The organism is Egicoccus sp. AB-alg2, assembly GCF_041821065.1.
Classification (GTDB): domain Bacteria; phylum Actinomycetota; class Nitriliruptoria; order Nitriliruptorales; family Nitriliruptoraceae; genus Egicoccus.
On record NZ_JBGUAX010000004.1, the window covers coordinates 18,304 to 38,583 of the forward strand.

Consider the following 20,280-nt stretch of genomic DNA (forward strand, 5'->3'; position numbering starts at 1 on the left):
GGCATGAGGGTCCTGGTCACCGGCGGCGACGGCCGGCTCGCGCGTGAGGTGGTCGCCGCCTTCGAGGGCCACGACGTCACGGCGCTGAACCGCCGCCAACTCGACGTCGCCGAGGAGCCGGCGGTCGCGGCGGCCGTGCAGGAGCTCGCGCCGGAGCTGATCGTCAACGCCGCCGCCATGACCGACGTCGACGCCTGCGAACGCGATCCCGACCGCGCACACCGCGTCAACGCGCTGGCGCCATGGTGGTTGGCGCGAGCCTGCGCCCGCACCGGTGCCACGCTCGTGCACGTCTCCACCGACGCGGTGTTCGGCGCCAGCGTCCCGACCGGCGCGGACGGCCGGCCGCGCCCCTTCACGGAGTTCGACGCGGTCGCGCCCGTCAGCGTGTACGGCCGGTCGAAGGCGGCCGGCGAGGCGCTCGTGCGCGAGACGCTGCCCCGCCACCACGTCGTGCGGGTCGCCTGGGTCCTCGACCGGGCCGGCACCGACTTCGTGGGCGCCATCCTGACCCGTGCACGCGAGCACGGGCGTGTCGAGGTGGTGCAGGACCAGGTCGGCTCGCCGTCATGGATCGGGGACCTGGGCCCGGCGCTGCGCGAGGTGGCCGTGTCCGGCCGGTACGGCACCGTGCACCGCACCAACCACGGCGTGGTCGGTCGGCTGGAGCTGGCGCGCCGTGCCCTGGCCCTGGCCGGCGTGGACGCCGAGGTCGTCCCGGTCGACGCCCAGCGCCGGGGCGACGTGGCGCCGCGGCCCCGCTGGTCGCCGCTCGACGACCGGCACGCGGTCCTCAGCGGGCTGGCCCGGCTGCCCGACTGGGAGGACGGCCTGCGGGCGGCGTTGCACGAGCGCGACGAGCTGGCATGAGCGGTCCCGTCGCCAGGGAGGAGTCCGCCGGCGCGCCACGCACGGCCGTCGTCGTCGTGTCGCACCAGACCCGCGAGCACGCGCTGGCCTGCCTGGCCGGGCTGGCCTCGGCCGGCGCCGACGAGGTCGTGCTGGTCGACACCGGCTCGACCGACGGGACCGCCGAGGCCGTCCGCGCCGCGCACCCCGACGTCCACGTCGTGGCGGTCGACAACGTCGGATTCGGCCAGGGCGCGAACCTCGGCGTCGCCCGGACCCGCGCCCCGGTCGTCGTGGTCGCCAACGCCGACGTCCGGTTCGCGCCCGGCAGCGTGCGCGACCTGGCCGAGCGCCTGCTGGGCAGCGCCGACGTCGCGGCCGTCGGACCCCAGGTGCGCTATCCCGACGGGCGGCCGCAGGCCTCCGCGCGCCGGCTGCCCGACCCGGCCACCGCTGTCGGGCATGCCGTGTTCGCCCGGATCTGGCCCGCCAACCCATGGACGCGCCGCTACCGGGCCACCGACCTCGACCCTGCCCGGGCGCGCGACGTCGACTGGCTGTCGGGCTGTGCCCTGGCGCTGCGCCGCGAGGCGTTCGACGCCGTGCACGGCTTCGATCCCGGCTACTTCCTCTACGTGGAGGACGTGGACCTCGGCGTGCGGCTGCGCGACGCCGGCTGGCGGCTGCGCTACGAACCCTCGGCGCGCGTCGTGCACGCCGTCGGCGCCTCGACCGGCACCCGCCGGCGCTGGTGGTCGCTGACCACCCACGCCCGCAGCCTCGACCGTTTCTACGGCCGGCACCTGGCCACGACGCCGCTGCGGCGCCTGGCCCGGCCGCTGGTCCGCCTCGGTCTGGGCGCGTGGGTCGTCGCCACGCTCGCGCTGGAGCGGCTGATCCGTCGGCGACGCAGCACGACGGGCGAGTGAAGCCCGCTACCGTCCCGATCCCTCGACGCGACGAAAGCGACCCGCGACCGTGACGCGAGTGCGTGAGGCGATGGTGGTGGCCGGCGGCGCCGGCAGCCGGCTGCGCCCCCTGACCGCGGCGATCCCCAAGCCGCTGCTGCCGTTCTGCGGTGCACCGTTCCTGGAGGGCGTCGTGCTGCGCCTGGCCGCGATCGGGGTGGAGCGGGTGCTGCTGGTCGTCGGGGCACACACCGCGCCGTTCGAGGCCTTCGCGGACCGCTTCGACGACCGCGGGGTGCGGGTGGAGATCGTCCCCGAACCACAGCCGCTGGACACCGCCGGCGGCGTGCGCAGCGCCCTGGACCGCGTCACGGGCACGTTCCTGGTGCTCAACGGCGACATCCTCACCGACGTGGACCTGGCCGCCGCCGTGGCGTTCCACCACGAGGTCGCCGCCGACGCCACGCTCGTCCTCACTCGGGTCGAGGACACCTCGACCTTCGGGGTGTGCGTGCGGGACGGCGACCGGATCACCGCCTTCGTGGAGAAGCCGGCCCCGGGCACCCTGCCCGGCCAGGACGCGGTCAACGCCGGCACCTACGTGCTCGAACCCGACGCGCTCGTGGGCTTCCCGGAGGGTCGCCTGAGCTTCGAGCGCACCGTCTTCCCGGGCCTCGTCGAGGACGGCGCGGCGGTCCACGGCTGGGTCGGCGACGGCGTCTGGGCGGACCTCGGCACGCCCGAGCGGTTCCTGGCCGGCCAGCGGATGGCGCTGGCCGGCGCCCTGCGGTGGCCGAGCCTGGACGCGTTCGCGCGCGACGGCGACGGGGTCTTCACCGACGGCGAGGTGCTCGTCGATCCCGCCGCCCGGCTCCGGGGACCGCTGCTGCTGCAGGCGGGCGTGCGCGTCGGCCAGGGCGCCCACGTCGGCCCGCACGTGGTGCTCGGACCGGGCGTGCAGGTCGGTGCCGGCGTCCGCCTGCGCGACTCGCTGGTCATGGACCGCAGCGTGCTCGAGGACGGCGTCGACGCCGACGGCCTGCTGGCCGGCAGCGCCGTACGCATCGGACGCGGGGTCCGAATCGGCCGTGAGGTCGTGCTCGGGGACGGCGAGCACGTGGCACCGGGCGGCACCCTGGCACCTGGGACGCGGCAGCCTGCGCCCGATGCCTGAGCCGCGCCCGATGCCGGAGACGACCGCTGTGCTAGAACGCCAGCCTGGACGTGGAGTACGGACGGTGACGATGGGGGCACCCTCGACCGGGTGGTGCCGGCCGTGACGTTGGAGACCCCGTTCGACGAGCCGACCGGCCAGCGGGTCGCCCGGTCGGCGTCCGGCAAGTTGGTCGAGCTGTGGCGCGCCCGCGAGCTGCTCTTCCAGCTCGTGCGCAAGGAGCTGAAGGTCCGCTACAAGAACTCCACGCTGGGGTTCCTGTGGTCGATGATCACGCCCGTGCTGATGACGGTCGTCTTCAGCGTGGTGTTCACCCTCGTCGTCCGCATCCCGGTCGACGACTTCCCGGCCTTCTTCATCGCCGGCTACCTGCTGTGGCAGTTCTTCCAGAACTCGTGCCGGGGCGGGACCGACTCGATCGTCGGCAACGGCGACCTCGTGAAGAAGGTGTACTTCCCCCGCGAGGTGCTGCCGCTGTCCCACGTGCTCAGCCAGCTCGTCCACCTGCTGCTGGCCCTGCTCGTGATCAGCCCGTTCCTGGTCTACACCCGTGGCTTCGGCGTGCTGACCCACCTGCCGGCGACCCTGCTGGCGATCGTGCTGCTGGCGGTGTTCACCAGCGGCGCGGCCATGTGGTTCGCCGGGGTCAACGTCGCCTTCCGGGACCTGCAGGAGCTGTTCATCGTCATCTTCCAGGTGTGGTTCTACGCCACGCCGGTGCTCTACCCGCTCGCGCTCGTGCAGGCGTCGCCGGAGCTCGAGGCGCGCTCGCTCGACTGGATCGCGACCGCACTGGCCTTCAACCCCATGACCTGGTTCGTGGAGGTCTTTCGCGAGCCGCTCTACGGACCGGTCGTGCGCACGGCCACCGACGATGTCGCCTCGCTGGCGCCGGGCTGGCCCGGCATCGGGGCGCTGAGCATCGCCGCACTGTGGGCGGTCGGCGCCTTCGTGGTCGGCTACGCGGTGTTCCTGCGCCGCGCCCGGACCTTCGCGAAGGAGGTCTAGGCGTGCGCCGCACCATCGGTCAGATCGCGGGCGTCCAGGTCGACCCATCGCGTCCCGCCGTGGTCGTCGACGGGGTCACGGAGACGTTCCGGCTCTTCCACGAGCGGCCCGGCGGGCTGAAGGAGCGCCTCTACCGCTTCCGCCGCGCCTCGTACACGGACTTCAATGCGGTCGAGGACGTCTCCTTCCAGATCGACCACGGCGAGTCGGTCGCCGTCATCGGCCACAACGGTTCGGGCAAGTCGACGCTGCTGAAGCTGCTCGCCCGGATCCTGCCGCCCGACGAGGGCAGCGTGTTCACCAACGGGCGGGTCGCGTCGCTGCTGGAGCTCGGGGCGGGGTTCCACGGCGATCTGACCGGTCGCGAGAACATCTACCTGAACGGCGCCATCCTCGGCCTGTCGCGCACGGAGATCGACGAACGCTTCGACGAGATCGTCGACTTCGCCGGCATCCGGCCGCTGTTGGACACGGCGGTGCGCACCTACTCGTCCGGGCTCTACGTCCGGCTCGGGTTCGCCATCGCCGTGACCGTCGACCCGGACATCCTGCTGGTCGACGAGGTGCTGGCGGTCGGCGACGCGGAGTTCCAGGACCGCTCGCTCGAGCGGATGCGGGTGTTCCGGGACGCCGGCAAGACGTTCGTGCTGGTCAGCCACGACCTCGACGCCGTCCGGGAGATGTGCGACCGCAGCCTCGTGATGGAGCACGGCCGCGTCGTGTTCGACGGACCGGTCGCCGAAGGTGTCGAGCTGTACCGGCAGCGGGTGGCGTCCGCGTCCGCGCCGCCCGGTCCACGCCGCCGCGACGCCCGCCGCGTCCGTGTCGAGGAGGTCAGCCTCGTCGGCCCGGACGGCCAGGCAGCCGAGGAGGTGGCCCCGTCGACGAGCCTGGTGGCGCGCGTGCGGTTGCGCGCGTTGAACGCGGTCGACGTCTGCAGCGTGGGGCTGATCGTGACCCGTGGCGACGGCACGCACCTCTACGAACTGCACACGACCTGGCAGGGGGTGGGGGTGGGGCCGCTCGTGCCCGACCAGGAAGCGGTCGTGGACATGCGCTTCACGGCCCACCTGCTCGCCGGCCACTACGCGATCACGGTCACCGTGACCGACGAGTCCGGGCGGGAGACGTGGGCGGTGCAGCCCGACGCGGCCCGCTTCTCCGTGACACCTGCGCCGGGCGGCGCCGGGCTCGTCGACCTGGCCGCGTCCACCTCGGTGTCCGAGGGTCCGGCCCGCCGGCTGCCCGACCCGACCCAGACGGCACCGATCCCGGTCGCCCGCCTCCAGCGTCGTCGCCGCCTCAACCAGTGACCCCGCCGGCGACGCGATGAGGGTGGCGGCGCTGGTCGTCAGCTGGAACGCGGCGGCGCAACTGCCGGCCTGTCTGGCCAGCCTCGACGCCCAGGACCACGACGATCTCGAGGTGGTCGTGGTCGACAACGCCAGCAGCGACGGGACCGAGGCGGTGCTGGCCGCGGCGGAGCGTGACACCGGCCGCCGTCACCCGCTGCAGGTGGTCCGCAACCGCACCAACCGTGGGTTCACCGGCGCCGTCAACGACGGCCTGGCGATGGTCGACGCCGACGCGGTGCTGTTCTGCAACGTCGACGTCGACCTGGCCCCGACGCTGGTGTCGCGCTGCGTCGAGGTGCTGGCCCGTCACGCGGACGTGGGCTCCGTCCAGCCGAAGCTGTTGCGCACGGTCCGGGCCCCCGACGGCGCCGCGGTCATCGACACGACCGGGCACGTGCTGACGGCGGCGCGGCTGCTGCAGAACCGCGGCGAGGGCGAACGCGATGTCGGCCAGCACGAGCAGCCGGGCGAGGTGTTCGGGGTCTCCGGCGCGGTCGCGCTGCACCGCCGCACGATGCTGGACGACGTGGCGTGGCGGCTACCCGACGGCCGCCGCGAGGTATTGACCGAGGACCTGTTCGCCTACTTCGACGACGTCGAGTTGGACTGGCGTGCCCGGTTGCTGGGCTGGCGGGCCTGGTACGAGCCGACCGCGGTCGGCTGGCACGAGCGCGGTGGTGCCGGCGCGCGACGCACCTCACTGGTCGAGGCCCTGAACTGGTCGAACCGGCTGCTGACCGTGGCGACCTGCGACGACGCCCGCGCACTGCGCCGGGTCGCGCCGCTGGTCGTGGCCACCACCGCGCTGAAGACCGCGGAGCTGGCGGTGACCGTGCCCGCCGCCTTCGTGCCGGCCCTGCGCCGCCTGGCCCTGCTGCGGCGTGCGCGGTGGCGGCGACGGCAGCTGCAGGCCCGCGCGCGGGTGGCCCCCGACCAGCTGCTGCAGCGGTGGGTGGCGCCGTTCCGGTGGCGGCCCTGGGTGCGGACCTGGTGGCGCCGCGTCACGGGGCGGGCCCTGGGCGTGTGATCGCCGCTCGAGCGGCGGCCTCGAACGCGATGCGGCCCGGACCGTTTCCGGTCCGGGCCGCGTCGACGTCGACAGGTCGGCGCTACTCCTGGGCGTCCTCGCCCTCGGCGTCGCCGCCCTCGCCCTCGGGCTGCTCGGCACCGCCGGTGTCCAGCTCGCCCTCCTCGGCCGACTCGGTCGCGTCCTCGTCGGTCTGGACGTCGTCACCGCCGGGCTGTCCCTCCATCAGCTGCTCGTCGATGGGGGCCTCGACGTTGTCGTCGACCTCGACGTCCTCGTACTCGAGCACCCCCTCGGGGTAGGGGCCCAGCGGACGCTCGGGAGCGATGCCGTGGGTGCCGTAGTGGTCGATCACGAACGCGTGGGCGACGTCCTCGTCCCAGGTGTCGCAGTCCATCGCGACGCCCCAGGCGCGGAACGCGATCGCCTTACCGGAGCTGATGCCCGGGTCGGTGTAGGGCGAGACGAAGATCGCGACGCCGCCACGGTCGTTGCGGAAGCCGTTGGCGTTGAGGGTCTCGCTCCAGGTGCCCATCTCGTCGGCGACGCCGCCCTCGAGCTGGTCGGGGTCGTACCAGGCGATGATCGAGCCGTGCTCGAGGTTGTGCGTGGTGGAGCGCTCGTCGAGCTGACTGCCGGCACCGGCCGCCACGATCGGGTGCGTCTGCACCGTGTGGGGCCCGGAGTGGGTCGGGCGCACGTCGGTGTAGATGGTGTCGGCCGCCGGGGCCGCGTTGGCCTCGAAGTGGGTGCGGTCGGGCAGCGGTTCGCGGTCGACCAGCACCTCGCAACCCGCGGCCTGGCGCGCTTCCTCGGCGGTGTCCGAGTTGACCAGGATCGCGTCGTCGATGACGGTCGGGCCACCCAGGAAAGCCTGCAGGACGACGGCGCCGACCACACCCACGATCGCGGCGGTGATCAGGCCGTTGCGCAGGGTGTTGCGCTTGCGCTTCCTGGCGAGCTCCGCCTCGCGCCGTTTGCGCTCGTCGCGCGCCTGCGCACGGCGCTCCTTGTTGGTGAGACGTTCGCGTTCGGCCACGGAGGCAACACCTCGTCGTGCGGGGGAGGACACAGAGGTGGGGAGCGTACCCATCGGGCCCCGTCGGCGGCCGCTCGTGACGCGCGCCGCGCGTCACCGTTCCAGGAGGACCTCGTCGACGTCCACGGTGCCGCGGGGCGCCGGGGCCGCGGCGGGATGGCCGAGCGCCACCATGCCCAGCGGCTGCCACGACGCCTCCAGGCCCAGCACCTCGCGGACGGTCGGGGCGCAGAACGCCGTCGAGGAGATCCACGCCGCGCCGAGTCCGTGTGCTGCCAGCACCACCTGGAGGTTCTGCAGGGCGGCGCCGCCGGAGAGGACGAACAGGTCCCGCTCGGCCGTCGTGCGGCGCGGGTCGGGGTAGTGGTGGGCGCCGTCGAGGACGACGAACGGTGCGAGCAGCACCGGCGCCTCGCGCAGGACCGCGTCGGAGCGGGCGAGACGGCGTGCCACCACCGACGCGGGCACACCGTCGGCCGTGAGGTCCTCACGCCATCGCCGGGCCATGGCGTCCAGCAGCCGCTGGCGGGTGTCGGCGCGCAGCTGCAGGAACCGCCACGGCCGCGTGTGGTGCGGGGCCGGTGCGGTCATCGCGGCGGCCACGGCGGCCCGCACGGCGGTCTGGGGGACCGGCCGGGCGGGGTCGAAGCGGCGCACCGTCCGGCGGCTCGCGACCGCGAACTCCGCGGCGGTCGGGCCGCCGGCACGGAAGGCGTCCTGGTCCGCCGGGCGCAGCAGGTCACGACCCGTGCCGGGCCGGCCCGCCGGCAGTCCCCGGACCAGGACGAACGGGGTGCCGCTGCCCTTGTCGCGGACCAGGTCGGCCGCGCCGGCCACCTCGTCGGCGATGGCCGCCTCGGTGACCTCCAGCGATCGACCGTCCAGGTCGGTCGCGCCGCGCTCGTCGCGCAGCGCCGCGGTCCCGGCCACGCCGAGGGCGACCTCGGTCTGGCCCAGCCGCCACGGGCGACCGAACGTGTCGGTCACGACGATCCCGACCTGCCGCCCCGTGCGGCGCGTCACCTCGGCCCGCAGCCGTTCGGCCGACGCGTCGGGGTCTGTCGGCAGCAGCAGTGCGACGCGCTCACCGGGGACGTTGGAGGCGTCGATGCCGCCGTTGGCGCACACGAACCCGTGGGGGGTCTCCGTGACCAGCACGCCCGGGGTGTCCGCGACGATCCGGGCGGCGGTCTCGCGCGCCAGCCGGCGGCGGGCCTGCCGCGCGTCGCCGGCCGGCAGAGGACGGGTCGCGTCCTCGACCAGGCTGACCACCTTGGAGGCGACACAGACGACGTCGCCGTCACGGAGTTCGACCCCGGCGTCGGTGGCCGCCTGCAGCAGGGCGGCGGCCAGGTCGTCGCCCGCGCCGAAGCGCTGCTCGCTGGGCAGCGCGACCACCTCGAGGCGGGCGCTCACGGCGACACCTCCGCGGCCAGCGAGAGGCAGCTGCGGGCGAGGGCCGCCGCGATCTCGACGTCGTCCATGAGCGTGTCCGTGGCCAGGCACCGCACCCCCGTGGCCGCCACCTCGGCGACCGCGTCGCCGTCGCGGGTGTCGACCACCCAGCCGTCGAGCAGCCCGCCGTAGTGGGCGGCCACACCGGCCGCGCTGACCTGCGCCCCGACGGCCGGCAGCAGGCGGTGCGCCATGCCGCGCACGACGCGGCCGCCGATGACGGGGGAGACGCCGACGACCGGTGCCGCCGTCTGGTGGACGGCCTCGCGCACACCCGGGATCCGCAATATCGGATCGATCGACACCACGGGGTTGGAGGGAGCGATCAACACGGCGTCTGCGTCGAGGATGGCCTCGACGACGCCGGGTGCCGGCTCCGCGTCCGCCCCACCGGCCAGGACGACCTCGGTCACCTCGGGCTCGGCCCGTTCCCGGACCCAGTACTCCTGGAAGTGCAGGTCCCGCCCGTCGCGCGTGCGGATGCGGGTCTCGACCCGGTCGTCGGTCACCGGCAGCAGGCGGACCTCGACACCGAACGCCCGGCGGATCTCGTCGGTGACCGCCGACAGCGGGGCGCCCTCGCGCAGGCGTGCGGTGCGGTGCAGGTGCGTGGCGAGGTCACGGTCGCCCAGCGTGAACCACCCCTCGTGCCCGAATCGGCGCAGTTCCCCGGCCACGACGTGCCGCTCGTCCGCGCGGCCCCACTGCTGTTCGGGATGCACCACGCCACCGAGCCAGTAGGTGATGGAGTCGAGGTCGGGACAGATGCGCAGGCCGTGCAGCGTCAGGTCGTCGCCGACGTTGACGACGGCCACCACCTCCCCGGGGGCGACCGCGGCGGTCAGTCCACGCAGGAACCTCGCCGCGCCGACACCGCCGGCCAGAACCGCGTACACGACCGCCTCCTGCTGCGCGTGTGGGAGCCAGCGCACGGTAGTGGCTCGGGCGGGCAACCCCTGTCCGCACGAACCTGTACAATGACCTTGACGAAACCTGTACAGCGTGCCAAGCTTTCGACATCGTCCTTCCGCGACGTCCGCTCCGCTCCCACGTGTCTGGAGACCCCATGAGCGCCTCGTCCGCCGCGATCCCGGCGCCCCGCACCCTGCGCACCAGCTCGTCGGCGGCCGCGCGCCGCGCCGTCGAGGTGCCTGCCGCCGACCGCACCAGCGAGGAGCTGCTCGTCGCCGTCGCCCACGGTGACCAGCGTGCCTTCGCCGAGCTCTACGACCGGGTCTGCCCGCAGGTGCTCGGCGTCACGCTGCGCGTGCTGCGCGATCGCGCCCTCGCCGAGGAGGTCAGCCAGGAGGTGCTGGTCGAGGTCTGGCGCAAGGCGGACCGCTTCGACCCCGGCCGCGGTACCGCGTCCGGCTGGATCACCACGCTCGCCCACCGGCGCGCGGTCGACCGCGTGCGCAGCGAGCAGGCCAGCCGCGACCGCGACCACCGTGTCTCGCGGCGTGACGAGGGCCGGGCCTTCGACGAGGTCGCCGACGAGGTCGAGGTCCGGCTCGACCACTGGCAGGTCCGCAACGCCCTCGCCGCGCTCAGCGACCGCCAGCGCGAGGCGATCGAGCTGGCCTACTTCGCCGGCCACACCTACCGCGACGTCGCCCGCGTGCTCGGCATCCCGGAGGGCACCGCGAAGAGCCGGTTGCGCGACGGCCTGCTGCGACTGCGCCAGGCCCTCGAGGACCACGTGTAGGCATCCCCGCAGACCTGATTCCCGGCCGCGCCTGCGCCCGGTCGCCGGCGACCCGCCTCCCGCCGGCCGCGCGCGCCCCGCTCCCGGACGCCGAGGCCCCTCGTCCCGCCGCGAGGGGCCTCGTCGTGTCCGGGGGCGTCTCGTCGAGCCTCGTGGCGGCCGGGCTCACGTCGTCGTTCCACGCGGTCACGGAGGCGGACGCGGCGTGCGCGGTGCGCGCCAACCCCACCAGTGGGGGCCGACGGTGACCGATCGACCCAACCGGTAGTGGTGTTTCGCTTGACAGATGTCCGTCGGTGCCCAGAATGACGCGCATGTAGTTCCACGGGTGTCGACAGCGACAGGATGCAGCGGATGGGGGCCATCGCGGAGCTCAGCGCCCGATTGGCGTTCGATGCCGACGATCGAGAGTGGATGCTCGAGGCCAAGTGCCTCGATGCGGATCCCGAGGCGTTCTTCCCGGAGAAGGGCGGCTCGACCCGCGAGGCCAAGCGCATCTGCACCGCTTGTCCCGTGCGGGACGAGTGCCTGGAGTTCGCGTTGTCCAACGACGAGCGATTCGGCATCTGGGGCGGCCTTTCGGAACGTGAACGGCGACGGGCGAAGCGCCTGTCCGCCTGACGCGGCGTCGGCGAATCCGACTGGTCCCCGCCGAGGGGCCCTGATACCGTCCGGCCGCGCTCCGAGCAGGAGCGCTTCCGGCGGCTGGTTCTGGCACCCCGCGTACGGCATGACGCCGACGGTCGTCCACGCCGCCCGGTCCCCAAGCGGCCCCGTGCACCGGGACACACGCGTGTCGCTGGCAGTGCGGGCCATCCGACGGATCCAGGAGCGCCCGGGCCGTGCCGGTTTCCTCCGATCTTCCCACCGTGCTCGTCGTGCTCGTCACGCACGACGGCGCCCATTGGCTTCCCCGCACCCTGGCGGCGTTGGCCGAGCAGAGCCATCCCTCGTTGGACGTCGTGGCCGTCGACAACGGCAGCACCGACACGACCCGCGACGTGCTGCTCGCCCACCTCGACGCCGACCAGGTGCTGGTCGCCGAACGTGACCTCGGCTTCGGTGCCGCGGTCTCCATGGCGCTGGACGCACGCCCCGCAGCTGGGCCGGACGCGGCTCCCTACGTGCTGTTCCTGCACGACGACGCCGCGCTCGCACCGGACGCGGTCGAGCGGCTGGTCCACGCCATGGAGGCCGATCCGCGCCTGGCGATCGTCGGGCCCAAGCAGCGGGTGTGGGGCCAGGAGCACGAGCTGCAGTCGGTCGGCTGGACCGTGGACCTCACCGGCCGCGCCGACAGCGGCGTGGACCCCGGCGAGCTCGACCAGGGCCAGCGCGACACCGAACGGCGCAGCCTGTACGTCTCCACCAGCGGCATGCTGGTGCGGCGGGACGTGTTCGACGACCTGGGCCGGTTCGACCGCCGCTACCACCTCTTCCGTGACGACCTCGACCTGTGCTGGCGGGCCTGGCTGGCCGGCCACGACGTCGAGGTGGTCCCCGAGGCGGTCACCGCGCACGTGGCGGCCGCGACCAACTACCTGCGCCTCGGCCAGACCCGCTTCATCGGCCCCCGCTACTTCGCCGAGCGCAACACCCTGGCGACGCTGCTCAAGAACTACGGCTTCGCCCGTCTGCTGCTGGTCGTCCCGCTGTACTTCCTGGTCGGCGTCGCCAAGGTGTTCGGGTTCCTGTTGACCCGTCGCGTGTCCGACGCCTGGCAGACGGTGCGGGCGTGGATCTGGAACGTCCTGCACCTGGCCGAGACGCTGCGGTTGCGCCGCGAGGTCCAGAGCACACGGCGCCGCACCGACCGCGAGCTGCGCGAGCTGTTCGGACGCATCATCCCGCGCGTCCGCGCCTACGCGGAGGCCATCGGGGAGTGGATCGCCGGCGGCGACGTGGACCACGGCGGCTACGCGGCCGTGCCGCGCGACCCCGGCGAGCCGGTGTCGGGGCCACGCCGGCTCGCACGTGCCATCAAGCGGCGGCCGGTGCTCACGGTCGGCGCCGTGCTGACGCTGGTCGTGCTGGTCGGCGCCTGGCCCCTGCTGCTGCCCGGCGAGCTGCGCGGCGGCGAGTTGGCGCCCTGGCCGGCGAGCCCCGCCGCGTTCCTCGCCGACTACGCCGCCGGGTGGCACGTCGCCGGCGCGTTCGGCACGGCCGAGGCCTCGTCGCCGGCGCAGGCGGTGCTGGGTGCGCTGCACCTGCTGGTGTTCGGCAGCAGCTACGCCGCCCCGCGCCTGCTGCTGCTCGGCCTGCCCCTGATCGCCTGGCTGCTCGCCCTGCGCGCGGCCCAGGGCTTCTCGCAGCTGCGCCTGGCCCGTGTCGTGGCCGCGACCGCGTACGTGCTCTCCCCACCGGCCCTCGCCGCCCTGGCGACCGGACGTGTCGGTGCGCTCGTCGTCCTCGCCGCGCTGCCGGGCATCGTGGCGGCCGGCACCGTGCTGGCACGGCCGGCGTCCGCCTCGACCAGCGCCTGGCGGGCGGTCGCCGCGGTCGTGCTGCTCGGCGCGATCGCGGGTGCGTTCGAACCCGTCCTCCTGCCCGCCCTGGCCCTCGCCGGCCTGCTGGTCCTGGCACTGGGATGGCGCGCCGCGCCCGCCGACGACCCCGGCTGGCGTCGCTACCTGGTCATCCGTTGCCTCACCGCCGCGGTCGGCCCGTTCGTCCTCCTGCTGCCGTGGAGCCTGCGCCTGTTCGCCGACGACGGCCCGCTGCACACCGGCGGTGGCGACGTGGTCGTCGACGAGCTCTGGCGCTGGCTCACCCTCACGCCCGACCTGGCCGGTGTGCCCGCGCCGATCGTGGGCGTCGGCTTCGTCCTGGCGGGCCTGCTCGGGCTGATGCTGGGCACGCCCCGCCGTCCGGCGATCGTCGCCACGCTCTGGAGCCTCGCGCTGACCGGAGCGGTGGCGGCCTGGTTGTTCAGCCGCGCCGGCGTGGTGACCTGGCCGGGGGTGCCGCTGCTGCTGACCGCGCTCGCCTACGCCGGCCTGCTGGCCCTGGCGTTCGCCACCGCCGAGGCACAGCTGACCCGGCACGCGTTCGGTTGGCGACAGCTGGCCGCCCTCACCACGGGCTTGGCCGTCGCCCTGGCGCTGGGGATCGTCGCCGCGCAGATCGCGCGTGGCCCCTGGGAGGCCTACGCGGTCGACCAGCCGCCGTTGCCGGCCTTCGTGACCGCGGCCGCGGCGGAGGAGGGTCCGTTCCGTGTGCTCGTGGTCGCGGACGACGACGAGCGCGGCATCACCTGGGAGGTGGTTGACGGTCACGGGCCGACGATGGCCGCCTACGGCGTGGCTGACGCCGAGGTCGCGACGCGGCTCGTGGAACCCGTGCTGACCGCGACGCTCAGCGGCGCCGACCCGGCCGCGGCCCGCGGTCTGGGTGCCCTCAACGTTCGCTACGTGTTCGTGCCGCCGGGGGGCACCAGCGACCAGCTGGACCTCGCGCTGCGCTCGCAGTTCGGCCTGGAGCCGCGACCCATCGCGGACGGGCGGCTGTTCGCGGTGCCCAACTGGTTGCCGGTCGCCGCGGCCGTCACGGGCGCCGAAGCCGCAGACGTCGCCGCCGGCGACCTGCCCCCGACGGCCGAGGTGACGCCGCTGCAGCCCGACGGCCCCGCGGTCTACCGCGGCGAGGTCGCGGAAGACGCGGTCGTCGCCGTGGCCGAGGAAGCGGATGCCGACTGGGCCGGCACGGTCGGGCGCACCCGCCTGCGTGCCGCCGCCGGCGGCAGCGACCTGCTCGTCTTCGAACCGACGGAGACCGGCGGGCGCGTCGAGGTTGCCCACCTCGGCGACACCGCCCGCGGCGTCGCGGTGGCCGGCCAGTTGATCGCCCTGCTGCTCGTCGTGTCCCTCGCCCTGCGTCCGCCGCGGTTCGCGCGCCGGCGTGACGCCGAGCCGGAGCCTCCGACCGCCCCACCCACGGCGCCGGCCAAGACCCCGGAGGTGGTCGCATGAGGCGCCGTCGGACCTGGATCGCCGCCGCCCTGGCCGTGGTGACCGCCGCGGGCGTGCTGGCCGCGGACCGGCTGCCGGACCTACCGGAGGCCAGCCCGGCGGTTGCCGCCCCGGCCGCCGAGGCGGCCGTGTCGGGCGCCTGGACCTGCCCCGTCGGTGACGGTCGCGAGGGCAGCGAGCTCGCGATCACCGCGGCCCGCCCCGGCGACGTCGGCGCGGGCCCCGGTCTGCTGGAGCTCGACGTCCTCGAGCAGGGCGAGGCGCGCCCCAGCGCCTCGCCGCCCGTCTTCCCCGGCGCGCACGTACGCACCCGGGTGCAGGGCGACGCGGACCTGGCCACGTTCGCCCGCTGGAGCGAAGGACCGGTGGCCGTCAGTCGCGAGTGGCGCCTCGAGGAGATCGACGACGTCCCCGAGGCGACGGTCGCAGGCCCCTGCCAGCACGCCCTCTCCGACCGCTGGGTGCTGCCCGGCATGAGCACCGAGGGCGGCCACGAGGCCCGCATCCGGGCCGCGAACCCGTTCGCGACCGACGCGACCGTGGCGGTCGGCTTCGTCACCCCCGAGGGGCCGCAGGAGCCGCTGGCCCTGCAGAACCTCACGGTCCCGGCGCACGGGACCTTGGAGCTGACGGTCAACGAGGCGCTGCCCGAGCAGCCCGACCTGACCGCCGTCGTCCGGGTGCTGTCCGGTCGCGCGCTGGTCGAGGGCTACCAGCTCGCGCGCAGCGAGATCGGCGACGTCGACGGTGCCTCGCTGCTGTCGCCCAGCACGGCGCCGGCCGAGAGCTGGACGGTTCCCTGGGTCTCCGAGGCCGAGGGCGACACCTCCTGGTTGTGGGTGGTGAACCTGGGCGACCGGCCCGCGCCGGTCGAGCTCACGCTCCACACGCCCGACGGCGGCGTGCCACCCGAGGGGCTGAGCGAGCTCACCGTCGCGCCGGGACAGGTCCGGCGCGTGGACCTGCGCGGCACCCTGCCCGAGGGCGTCACGGCCGCCGCCGTGACGGCCCGCTCGGACGGTGCCCCGATCCACGTCGCCGGGGCCGTCCTGCGCGGCGACGACGACACCGAGCGCACGGGGTTCGCCGTCCAGCTCGGGATCCCGTCCACGGACGACGCGTGGCTCGTCAGCGGCGGGGCCAGCGCCGGCCGCACGGAGCGTCTGGACGTCGTCAACCCGGGCAGCGAACCGGCGCGCTTCAGCGTCACGCTCTTCAACGGCGCGACGATCCTGCGTCCGGACGAGCTGGCCGACCTCGAGGTGGGACCGGGCCAGTCGCTGCCCGTGCTGCTGAACGAGGCCCTCGGCGAGGTCGACGGCTGGTCCGCCCAGGTCGTCGCCTCGGAGGGTGAACTCGTCGTCGGGCGGGTGGCGGCCACGCGATCCGGCGTGCTGTCGCTGGTGGCGCACGCGGGCATCCCCAGCGCCGCGTGGTCACCGGCGGGGACCTCGCTGGTCGTGCAGCCCGAGCCCGGCGTGGTCCAGCGGCTGGGCACCGCGCGCGGGATCCAGGCTCCGGACCCGCTCGGTCGCGTGGACGAGGAACCGGTCGACGAAGGCCCGCTCGACGAGGCCGACGCCGAGGATCCCGTTACCGAGGCCGACGCCGAGGTGGAGGGCGACGCGGACGCCGACGCGGACGCGGAGGGCGATGCGGACGCCGATCGCGACGCGAACGGCTGAGGCGCCCGCCCGGCGCGCGGGTGCTAGCTCCAGCCGAAGTCGTCGAGTCGGTCGTCGTCGATGCCGAAGTGGTCGGCCAGCTCCTGCACGATCGTCAACTGCACGAGATCGAGCAGGTCGCTGCGACTGGCGGCGCGGGCCTCCAGCGGCCGACGGTAGAGCGTCAGGCGAATGGCGGGATCGGCCGATCCACGCGTGCGACGACCGTCGCCGAGTCGCCGTAGCCGCGCCAGCACCACCTCGGCGGCGTCGGCGTCGGGCGGCACCTCGGCGACCGCGACCTGGATGTCCGTGAGGTAGCGCAGCAGACCGTCCGGGAGCCCCGACACCGCGTCGTCCACGAGTCGGTCGAAACGCTCGGCGCTGGTCATGCGATAGCCGTCGACCGGCCGCCGACGGCGATCGGCGGCGGAGCGTCGGTGGCGGGCATGGCGGTCGGGCATCCCGGTGAGCGTAGCCGCGACCGCCTCCAGCCCCCGTCCGTCGGGATGCGGTGGGACGCCGAATCACAACATCGTCTTGGGTCCGGGTCGGCACCCAAGATGGGCCATCGTGGATGCTTGCGTCGGTGAATGTCACGGGTGTGGTTCACTTCCCGCGTGTCCGGTACGGGAGAGCTCCGCCAGGGCGTCGCGCGCGACGCCGTCGTCCGCCCGCTCGCGCTGGCGGCCGACCGCGCGTGCTCGCGTCCGAGCTGTCCGGCCCCGGCCAGTGCCACGCTGACGTTCAACTACGCGGAGCGCGAGGCCTGGATCACCCGCCTCGCCGAGGCACGGGCGCCCCAGTCCTACGACCTGTGTGCTGTGCACGCGGCTCGCACGCAGCCACCGCACGGCTGGCGGCTGCGTGACCGTCGGCCCGCAGAGGAACAGGGCCGCGAGGAACCGCAGGCGCACACCTCGTTCGGCGGACCCGACACCGTCGCGGTGCTCGCTGCCGCGTTGCGGGCCGTTCCCGACCTCCCGACGCCGGAGCCGGTCCGTCCCGTGACGGCCGCCTCCGCTCCGTCGGGTACCGACGCGTCCGAGCCCGCTGCACCCGGGCCCGTGGCGCATCCCTCCACCTCGCCGCCCGGCGCGAGCGACGAGGTCGCCGACGCGACGCCCGAGGACAGCACGTCTTCCCCGGTCCTCGGGGCGTCGGCGTCGGACGCGGCCCGCGAACCGTCGTCGGAGACGACCCGCGTTGCCAGGGCCAAGCCGGTCCTGGCCGCGCGGGCCCGCACGTCGCCGAACCGGGGCCCCGCTGCCGACTGGTGAGCTCGCGGCCCCCGCCGGCCCGGGGTGGCGCAGGCCGTGCGCCCGCGCAGCCCGAGGCGAGGACATCGCTGGCGGCGCCTGCATCGGCGTGTCCACCCCCACTATGGTGCGTCCGTTGATTCTTGGGGTCCATCAGGAGCCCAAGAACGGACGACGACACCGACGGGGGAGGGGGCCGTGGCCCTGCCGCGCGACCTGATCACCCAGATCCGGCGCCTCGACCAGTACGAGCTGCGTCGGTTGCTCATCGTCGTCCGCGGCCTGCTCGTCGCCGCGGACGGTCCGCCCGGCGCCCACGAGACGGACCTGCCCCCGACACTTCGCTACCGGCAAGAGCACGTCCGGTGCGGCAAGGCCGGGTGCACGACCTGCCCCCACGGCCCCTACTGGTACGCGTACTGGAAGGAGGACGGCCGGACCCGCAAGCGCTACCTCGGGCGGAACCTGCCGGGCGCGGCCGACGGTGCGGAGCCGGACGCCGGCGAGGCGACGGCGGGTGAGCTGACGCAGGGTGGGACGGCCGAGGGCGAGGCGCGCCACCCGGGACGGCAACGGGCCCGGGAGTAGGCTCGCGCCGGTCCGTCCCGCTCGCCACCAAGGAGCCTCTCGTGCCGGTCTCCCCAGACGTCCTCGACGCGGTCGTGAAGGCCTACGACGTCCGGGGACTGGTCGGCGACCAACTCGACGAGGCCTTCGCGCACGCCTTCGGCGCCGCCACCGCGCAGGTGCTCCTCCCGGACGGCGGACGGCTCGTCGTCGGGCACGACATGCGCCCGTCGTCGCCCGTCCTGGCGGGTGCCTTCGCCGAGGGGGCCCTGGCTCGCGGCGTCGACGTGGTCGACATCGGGCTCGCCTCGACCGACCAGCTGTACTTCGCCTCGGGCGTGCTCGACGCCGCCGGTGCGATGTTCACGGCCAGCCACAACCCGGCCGCCTACAACGGGATCAAGTTGTGCCGACCCGGCGCGGTGCCGGTCGCGATCGACACGGGGCTCGGCGACATCCGCGACCTCGCGCCACAGATCGACCGACTGCCGCCCGCCGCGCCCGGTCTACGCACCGAGCAGGACCTGACCGACCGGTTCGCCGCGCACGTGCGCTCGTTCGTCGACCCGGACGCGCTGCGTCCCGTGCCGGTCGCGGTCGATGCCGGCAACGGCATGGCAGGCCACGTCTGGCCCGCCGTGGTGGAGGGCCTGCCGATCGAGACCACCCCGCTCTTCTTCGAACTCGACGGCAGCTTCCCGAACCACCCGGCCAATCCGCTCGAACCGGAGAACCTGCGCGACCTCCAGGCGGCCGTGCGCGCCGGCGGGCATGCCCTCGGGCTCGCCTTCGACGGTGACGCGGACCGCGTCTTCGCCGTCGACGAACAGGGCCGGCCCGTGTCCTCGTCCTTGATCGGCGCCGTGGTCGCGGACCGCCTGCTCGCACGCCATCCCGGCGCGAGCGTGCTCTACAACCTGATCTGCTCGCACACCGTGCCGGAGACGATCGAGGCGGCCGGTGGCGTCGCCGTGCGCACCCGGGTCGGGCACTCCTTCATCAAGCGCCGCATGGCGGAGACCGACGCCGTCTACGCGGTCGAGCACTCGGGCCACTACTACTTCCGGGACAACTACCGCGCCGACTCCGGGATGATCGCCGCGCTCGTGCTGCTCGAGGCCGTGGCCGCGGCCGACGCGCCCTTGTCCGAGGTGGTGGCGCCCTACGACCGCTATGCGGGATCCGGGGAGCTCAACTACGAGGTCGCCGACCAGCGGGCGGCCATGGACCGGGTCGCGGCCGCATTCGCCGACCGGGGCCGGGCCGACACCGAGGACGGGCTCACCGTCGTCACGACCGACGGCTGGTTCAATCTGCGACCCAGCAACACCGAACCGCTGCTGCGGCTCAACGTCGAGGCCGACGACGAGGCGACCATGGCCCGCCTGCGCGACGAGGTCGCCGACCTCGTGACGACCGGCTGACACGACCCCGAACCCGCCCGCACACCACCCGAGGAGCGCGTCGTGGCACTCGACGAGCGTCTGCTCGACATCCTGGTCTGCCCCGCCTGCCAGGCCGCCGTCGACTACAAGGAGCGGCGCCACCTCGTCGTGTGCGCCGGTTGCGGCCTGCAGTACCCGGTTCGCGAGGGCATCCCGGTCATGCTCGTCGAGGAGGCCACGCGCGGGCGGCGTAGCGAGGGCTGAGGGGGCACGAGGCGGCACGGGGCGTCGGGCCGGTTACGATGCCCGGCCGCTCGCCGCCGGCACCCCGCCCGTGAAGAAGGTCGACACCCGTGCCCGACAGCTCGACGCCGCGTCAGGATCCGCGTCCGGCGGTCGTCGTCGACCATCGCCCGTGGGGGAACTTCCGCCGCTACACCTGTGACGAACCCTCCACCGTCAAGCTGATCACCGTCGACCCGGGCCAGCCGCTGAGCCTGCAGCGTCACACCCACCGCGACGAACTCTGGGTCGTGCTCGACGACGGGCTGATCGTCCAGGTCGGCGACGACGTGCACAAGGCCGTCGCCGGCGACGAGTTCTTCATCCCGCGCGGCACCGTCCATCGCGTGACCGGTGGCGACGCGGGCGGCCGGTTCGTCGAGATCTGCTTCGGCGCCTTCGACGAGGACGACATCGAGCGCCTCGCCGACGAGTACGGGCGCGCCTGACCGGCCCGTCGTCCACAGGCACGATCCGGCCCGGAGCGGCCACGGTCGCGGGGCTGCGCTCGACTCCGCCACCGTGCGCGCCTCCGATCTCGCCGACCTGCTCGCCCCGTCCAGGTGCCTGGCCTGCCGGGTGCGGGCGCCGCTGCCGTGGTGCGGGGACTGTGCGGCGCAGGTCCGCCCCGTCAC

At 74.4% G+C, this 20,280-nt stretch carries 19 protein-coding genes; 15 read left to right on the forward strand and 4 right to left on the reverse strand.

From position 1 onward, the window contains the following. Nucleotides 1–3: 3 nt before the first annotated feature. The 6 genes from rfbD (at nucleotide 4) to ACERM0_RS07665 (ending at nucleotide 6,321) form a co-directional block, all read left to right on the forward strand. Entirely contained in the window at nucleotides 4–870 is an 867-nt protein-coding gene (rfbD, locus tag ACERM0_RS07640) for a dTDP-4-dehydrorhamnose reductase (RefSeq protein WP_373677979.1), read from the forward strand. Beyond that, nucleotides 867–1,778, forward strand: coding sequence for a glycosyltransferase family 2 protein (locus ACERM0_RS07645; protein ID WP_373677980.1), 912 nt, complete (start codon nucleotides 867–869; stop codon nucleotides 1,776–1,778). The genes rfbD and ACERM0_RS07645 overlap by 4 nt, the downstream gene beginning before the upstream one ends. A 49-nt stretch (nucleotides 1,779–1,827) precedes the next feature. Next, nucleotides 1,828–2,931: a sugar phosphate nucleotidyltransferase gene (locus ACERM0_RS07650; RefSeq protein WP_373677981.1), complete on the forward strand. Its 1,104-nt coding sequence runs from the start codon at nucleotides 1,828–1,830 to the stop codon at nucleotides 2,929–2,931. A 102-nt stretch (nucleotides 2,932–3,033) separates the two neighbouring features. Continuing rightward, nucleotides 3,034–3,939, forward strand: coding sequence for an ABC transporter permease (locus ACERM0_RS07655; protein WP_373677982.1), 906 nt, complete (start codon nucleotides 3,034–3,036; stop codon nucleotides 3,937–3,939). Between the two features lie 2 nt (nucleotides 3,940–3,941). Beyond that, nucleotides 3,942–5,252, forward strand: coding sequence for an ABC transporter ATP-binding protein (locus ACERM0_RS07660; protein WP_373677983.1), 1,311 nt, complete (start codon nucleotides 3,942–3,944; stop codon nucleotides 5,250–5,252). A gap of 22 nt (nucleotides 5,253–5,274) precedes the next feature. Further along, nucleotides 5,275–6,321, forward strand: a complete 1,047-nt coding sequence (locus ACERM0_RS07665) for a glycosyltransferase (protein WP_373677984.1) — start codon at nucleotides 5,275–5,277, stop codon at nucleotides 6,319–6,321. Nucleotides 6,322–6,403: 82 nt separating this feature from the next. Here ACERM0_RS07665 and ACERM0_RS07670 read toward each other — a convergent pair whose 3' ends face one another. From ACERM0_RS07670 to cofD, 3 genes are all read right to left on the reverse strand, one after another. Beyond that, nucleotides 6,404–7,360, reverse strand: coding sequence for a DUF3105 domain-containing protein (locus tag ACERM0_RS07670; RefSeq protein WP_373677985.1), 957 nt, complete (start codon nucleotides 7,358–7,360; stop codon nucleotides 6,404–6,406). Between the two features lie 93 nt (nucleotides 7,361–7,453). Continuing rightward, the gene (locus ACERM0_RS07675) at nucleotides 7,454–8,776 is read right to left on the reverse strand and encodes a coenzyme F420-0:L-glutamate ligase (RefSeq protein ID WP_373677986.1); all 1,323 of its coding nucleotides are present in this window, start codon (nucleotides 8,774–8,776) and stop codon (nucleotides 7,454–7,456) included. Beyond that, nucleotides 8,773–9,711, reverse strand: a complete 939-nt coding sequence (gene cofD / locus ACERM0_RS07680) for a 2-phospho-L-lactate transferase (protein ID WP_373677987.1) — start codon at nucleotides 9,709–9,711, stop codon at nucleotides 8,773–8,775. Before cofD ends, ACERM0_RS07675 begins: the two co-directional genes overlap by 4 nt. 170 nt (nucleotides 9,712–9,881) lie before the next feature. Between cofD and sigK the strand changes: the two genes are divergently transcribed. The 4 genes from sigK (at nucleotide 9,882) to ACERM0_RS07700 (ending at nucleotide 16,173) form a co-directional block, all read left to right on the forward strand. Further along, nucleotides 9,882–10,520 carry an ECF RNA polymerase sigma factor SigK gene (gene sigK, locus ACERM0_RS07685; RefSeq protein ID WP_373677988.1) on the forward strand — a complete coding sequence of 213 codons (639 nt, stop codon included), beginning with the start codon at nucleotides 9,882–9,884 and terminating at the stop codon, nucleotides 10,518–10,520. 345 nt (nucleotides 10,521–10,865) lie between these two features. Beyond that, nucleotides 10,866–11,141, forward strand: coding sequence for a WhiB family transcriptional regulator (locus tag ACERM0_RS07690; RefSeq protein ID WP_373677989.1), 276 nt, complete (start codon nucleotides 10,866–10,868; stop codon nucleotides 11,139–11,141). Between the two features lie 221 nt (nucleotides 11,142–11,362). Continuing rightward, nucleotides 11,363–14,488 carry a glycosyltransferase family 2 protein gene (locus tag ACERM0_RS07695; RefSeq protein WP_373677990.1) on the forward strand — a complete coding sequence of 1,042 codons (3,126 nt, stop codon included), beginning with the start codon at nucleotides 11,363–11,365 and terminating at the stop codon, nucleotides 14,486–14,488. Beyond that, the gene (locus ACERM0_RS07700; protein ID WP_373677991.1) at nucleotides 14,485–16,173 is read left to right on the forward strand and encodes a DUF5719 family protein; all 1,689 of its coding nucleotides are present in this window, start codon (nucleotides 14,485–14,487) and stop codon (nucleotides 16,171–16,173) included. The genes ACERM0_RS07695 and ACERM0_RS07700 overlap by 4 nt, the downstream gene beginning before the upstream one ends. Nucleotides 16,174–16,196: 23 nt before the next feature. Here the strand turns inward: ACERM0_RS07700 and ACERM0_RS07705 are convergent, their stop codons facing one another. Then, nucleotides 16,197–16,616 (reverse strand): metallopeptidase family protein, encoded by a 420-nt coding sequence (locus tag ACERM0_RS07705; protein WP_373677992.1) that lies wholly within the window; start codon nucleotides 16,614–16,616, stop codon nucleotides 16,197–16,199. 156 nt (nucleotides 16,617–16,772) lie between these two features. On the opposite strand from ACERM0_RS07705, the gene ACERM0_RS07710 reads away from it, so the two are divergent. The 5 genes from ACERM0_RS07710 to ACERM0_RS07730 all read left to right on the forward strand — a co-directional run bounded on the left by ACERM0_RS07710 (nucleotide 16,773) and on the right by ACERM0_RS07730 (nucleotide 20,094). Next, a complete protein-coding gene (locus ACERM0_RS07710) occupies nucleotides 16,773–17,432 on the forward strand; it encodes a DUF3499 family protein (RefSeq protein WP_373677993.1) in 660 nt (219 codons plus the stop codon). Between the two features lie 177 nt (nucleotides 17,433–17,609). Beyond that, on the forward strand, nucleotides 17,610–17,999 hold the full coding sequence (locus ACERM0_RS07715; protein ID WP_373677994.1) for a hypothetical protein: 390 nt from the start codon (nucleotides 17,610–17,612) through the stop codon (nucleotides 17,997–17,999). Nucleotides 18,000–18,040: 41 nt separating this feature from the next. Further along, complete coding sequence (locus ACERM0_RS07720) at nucleotides 18,041–19,402, forward strand: phosphomannomutase/phosphoglucomutase (RefSeq protein WP_373677995.1); 1,362 nt, start codon at nucleotides 18,041–18,043, stop codon at nucleotides 19,400–19,402. 42 nt (nucleotides 19,403–19,444) lie between these two features. Then, complete coding sequence (locus ACERM0_RS07725) at nucleotides 19,445–19,627, forward strand: Trm112 family protein (RefSeq protein WP_373677996.1); 183 nt, start codon at nucleotides 19,445–19,447, stop codon at nucleotides 19,625–19,627. A gap of 89 nt (nucleotides 19,628–19,716) precedes the next feature. After that, nucleotides 19,717–20,094: a phosphomannose isomerase type II C-terminal cupin domain gene (locus ACERM0_RS07730; protein ID WP_373677997.1), complete on the forward strand. Its 378-nt coding sequence runs from the start codon at nucleotides 19,717–19,719 to the stop codon at nucleotides 20,092–20,094. Nucleotides 20,095–20,280: the final 186 nt, after the last annotated feature.

Bases quoted from the DNA above. Each gene is read 5' to 3' on its own strand.
- rfbD (WP_373677979.1), top strand. From the start codon at position 4: ATGAGGGTCCTGGTCACCGGCGGCGACGGCCGGCTCGCGCGTGAGGTG.
- ACERM0_RS07705 (WP_373677992.1), bottom strand. From the start codon at position 16,616: ATGCCCGACCGCCATGCCCGCCACCGACGCTCCGCCGCCGATCGCCGT.
- sigK (WP_373677988.1), top strand. From the start codon at position 9,882: ATGAGCGCCTCGTCCGCCGCGATCCCGGCGCCCCGCACCCTGCGCACC.
- ACERM0_RS07645 (WP_373677980.1), top strand. From the start codon at position 867: ATGAGCGGTCCCGTCGCCAGGGAGGAGTCCGCCGGCGCGCCACGCACG.
- ACERM0_RS07700 (WP_373677991.1), top strand. From the start codon at position 14,485: ATGAGGCGCCGTCGGACCTGGATCGCCGCCGCCCTGGCCGTGGTGACC.
- ACERM0_RS07690 (WP_373677989.1), top strand. From the start codon at position 10,866: ATGCAGCGGATGGGGGCCATCGCGGAGCTCAGCGCCCGATTGGCGTTC.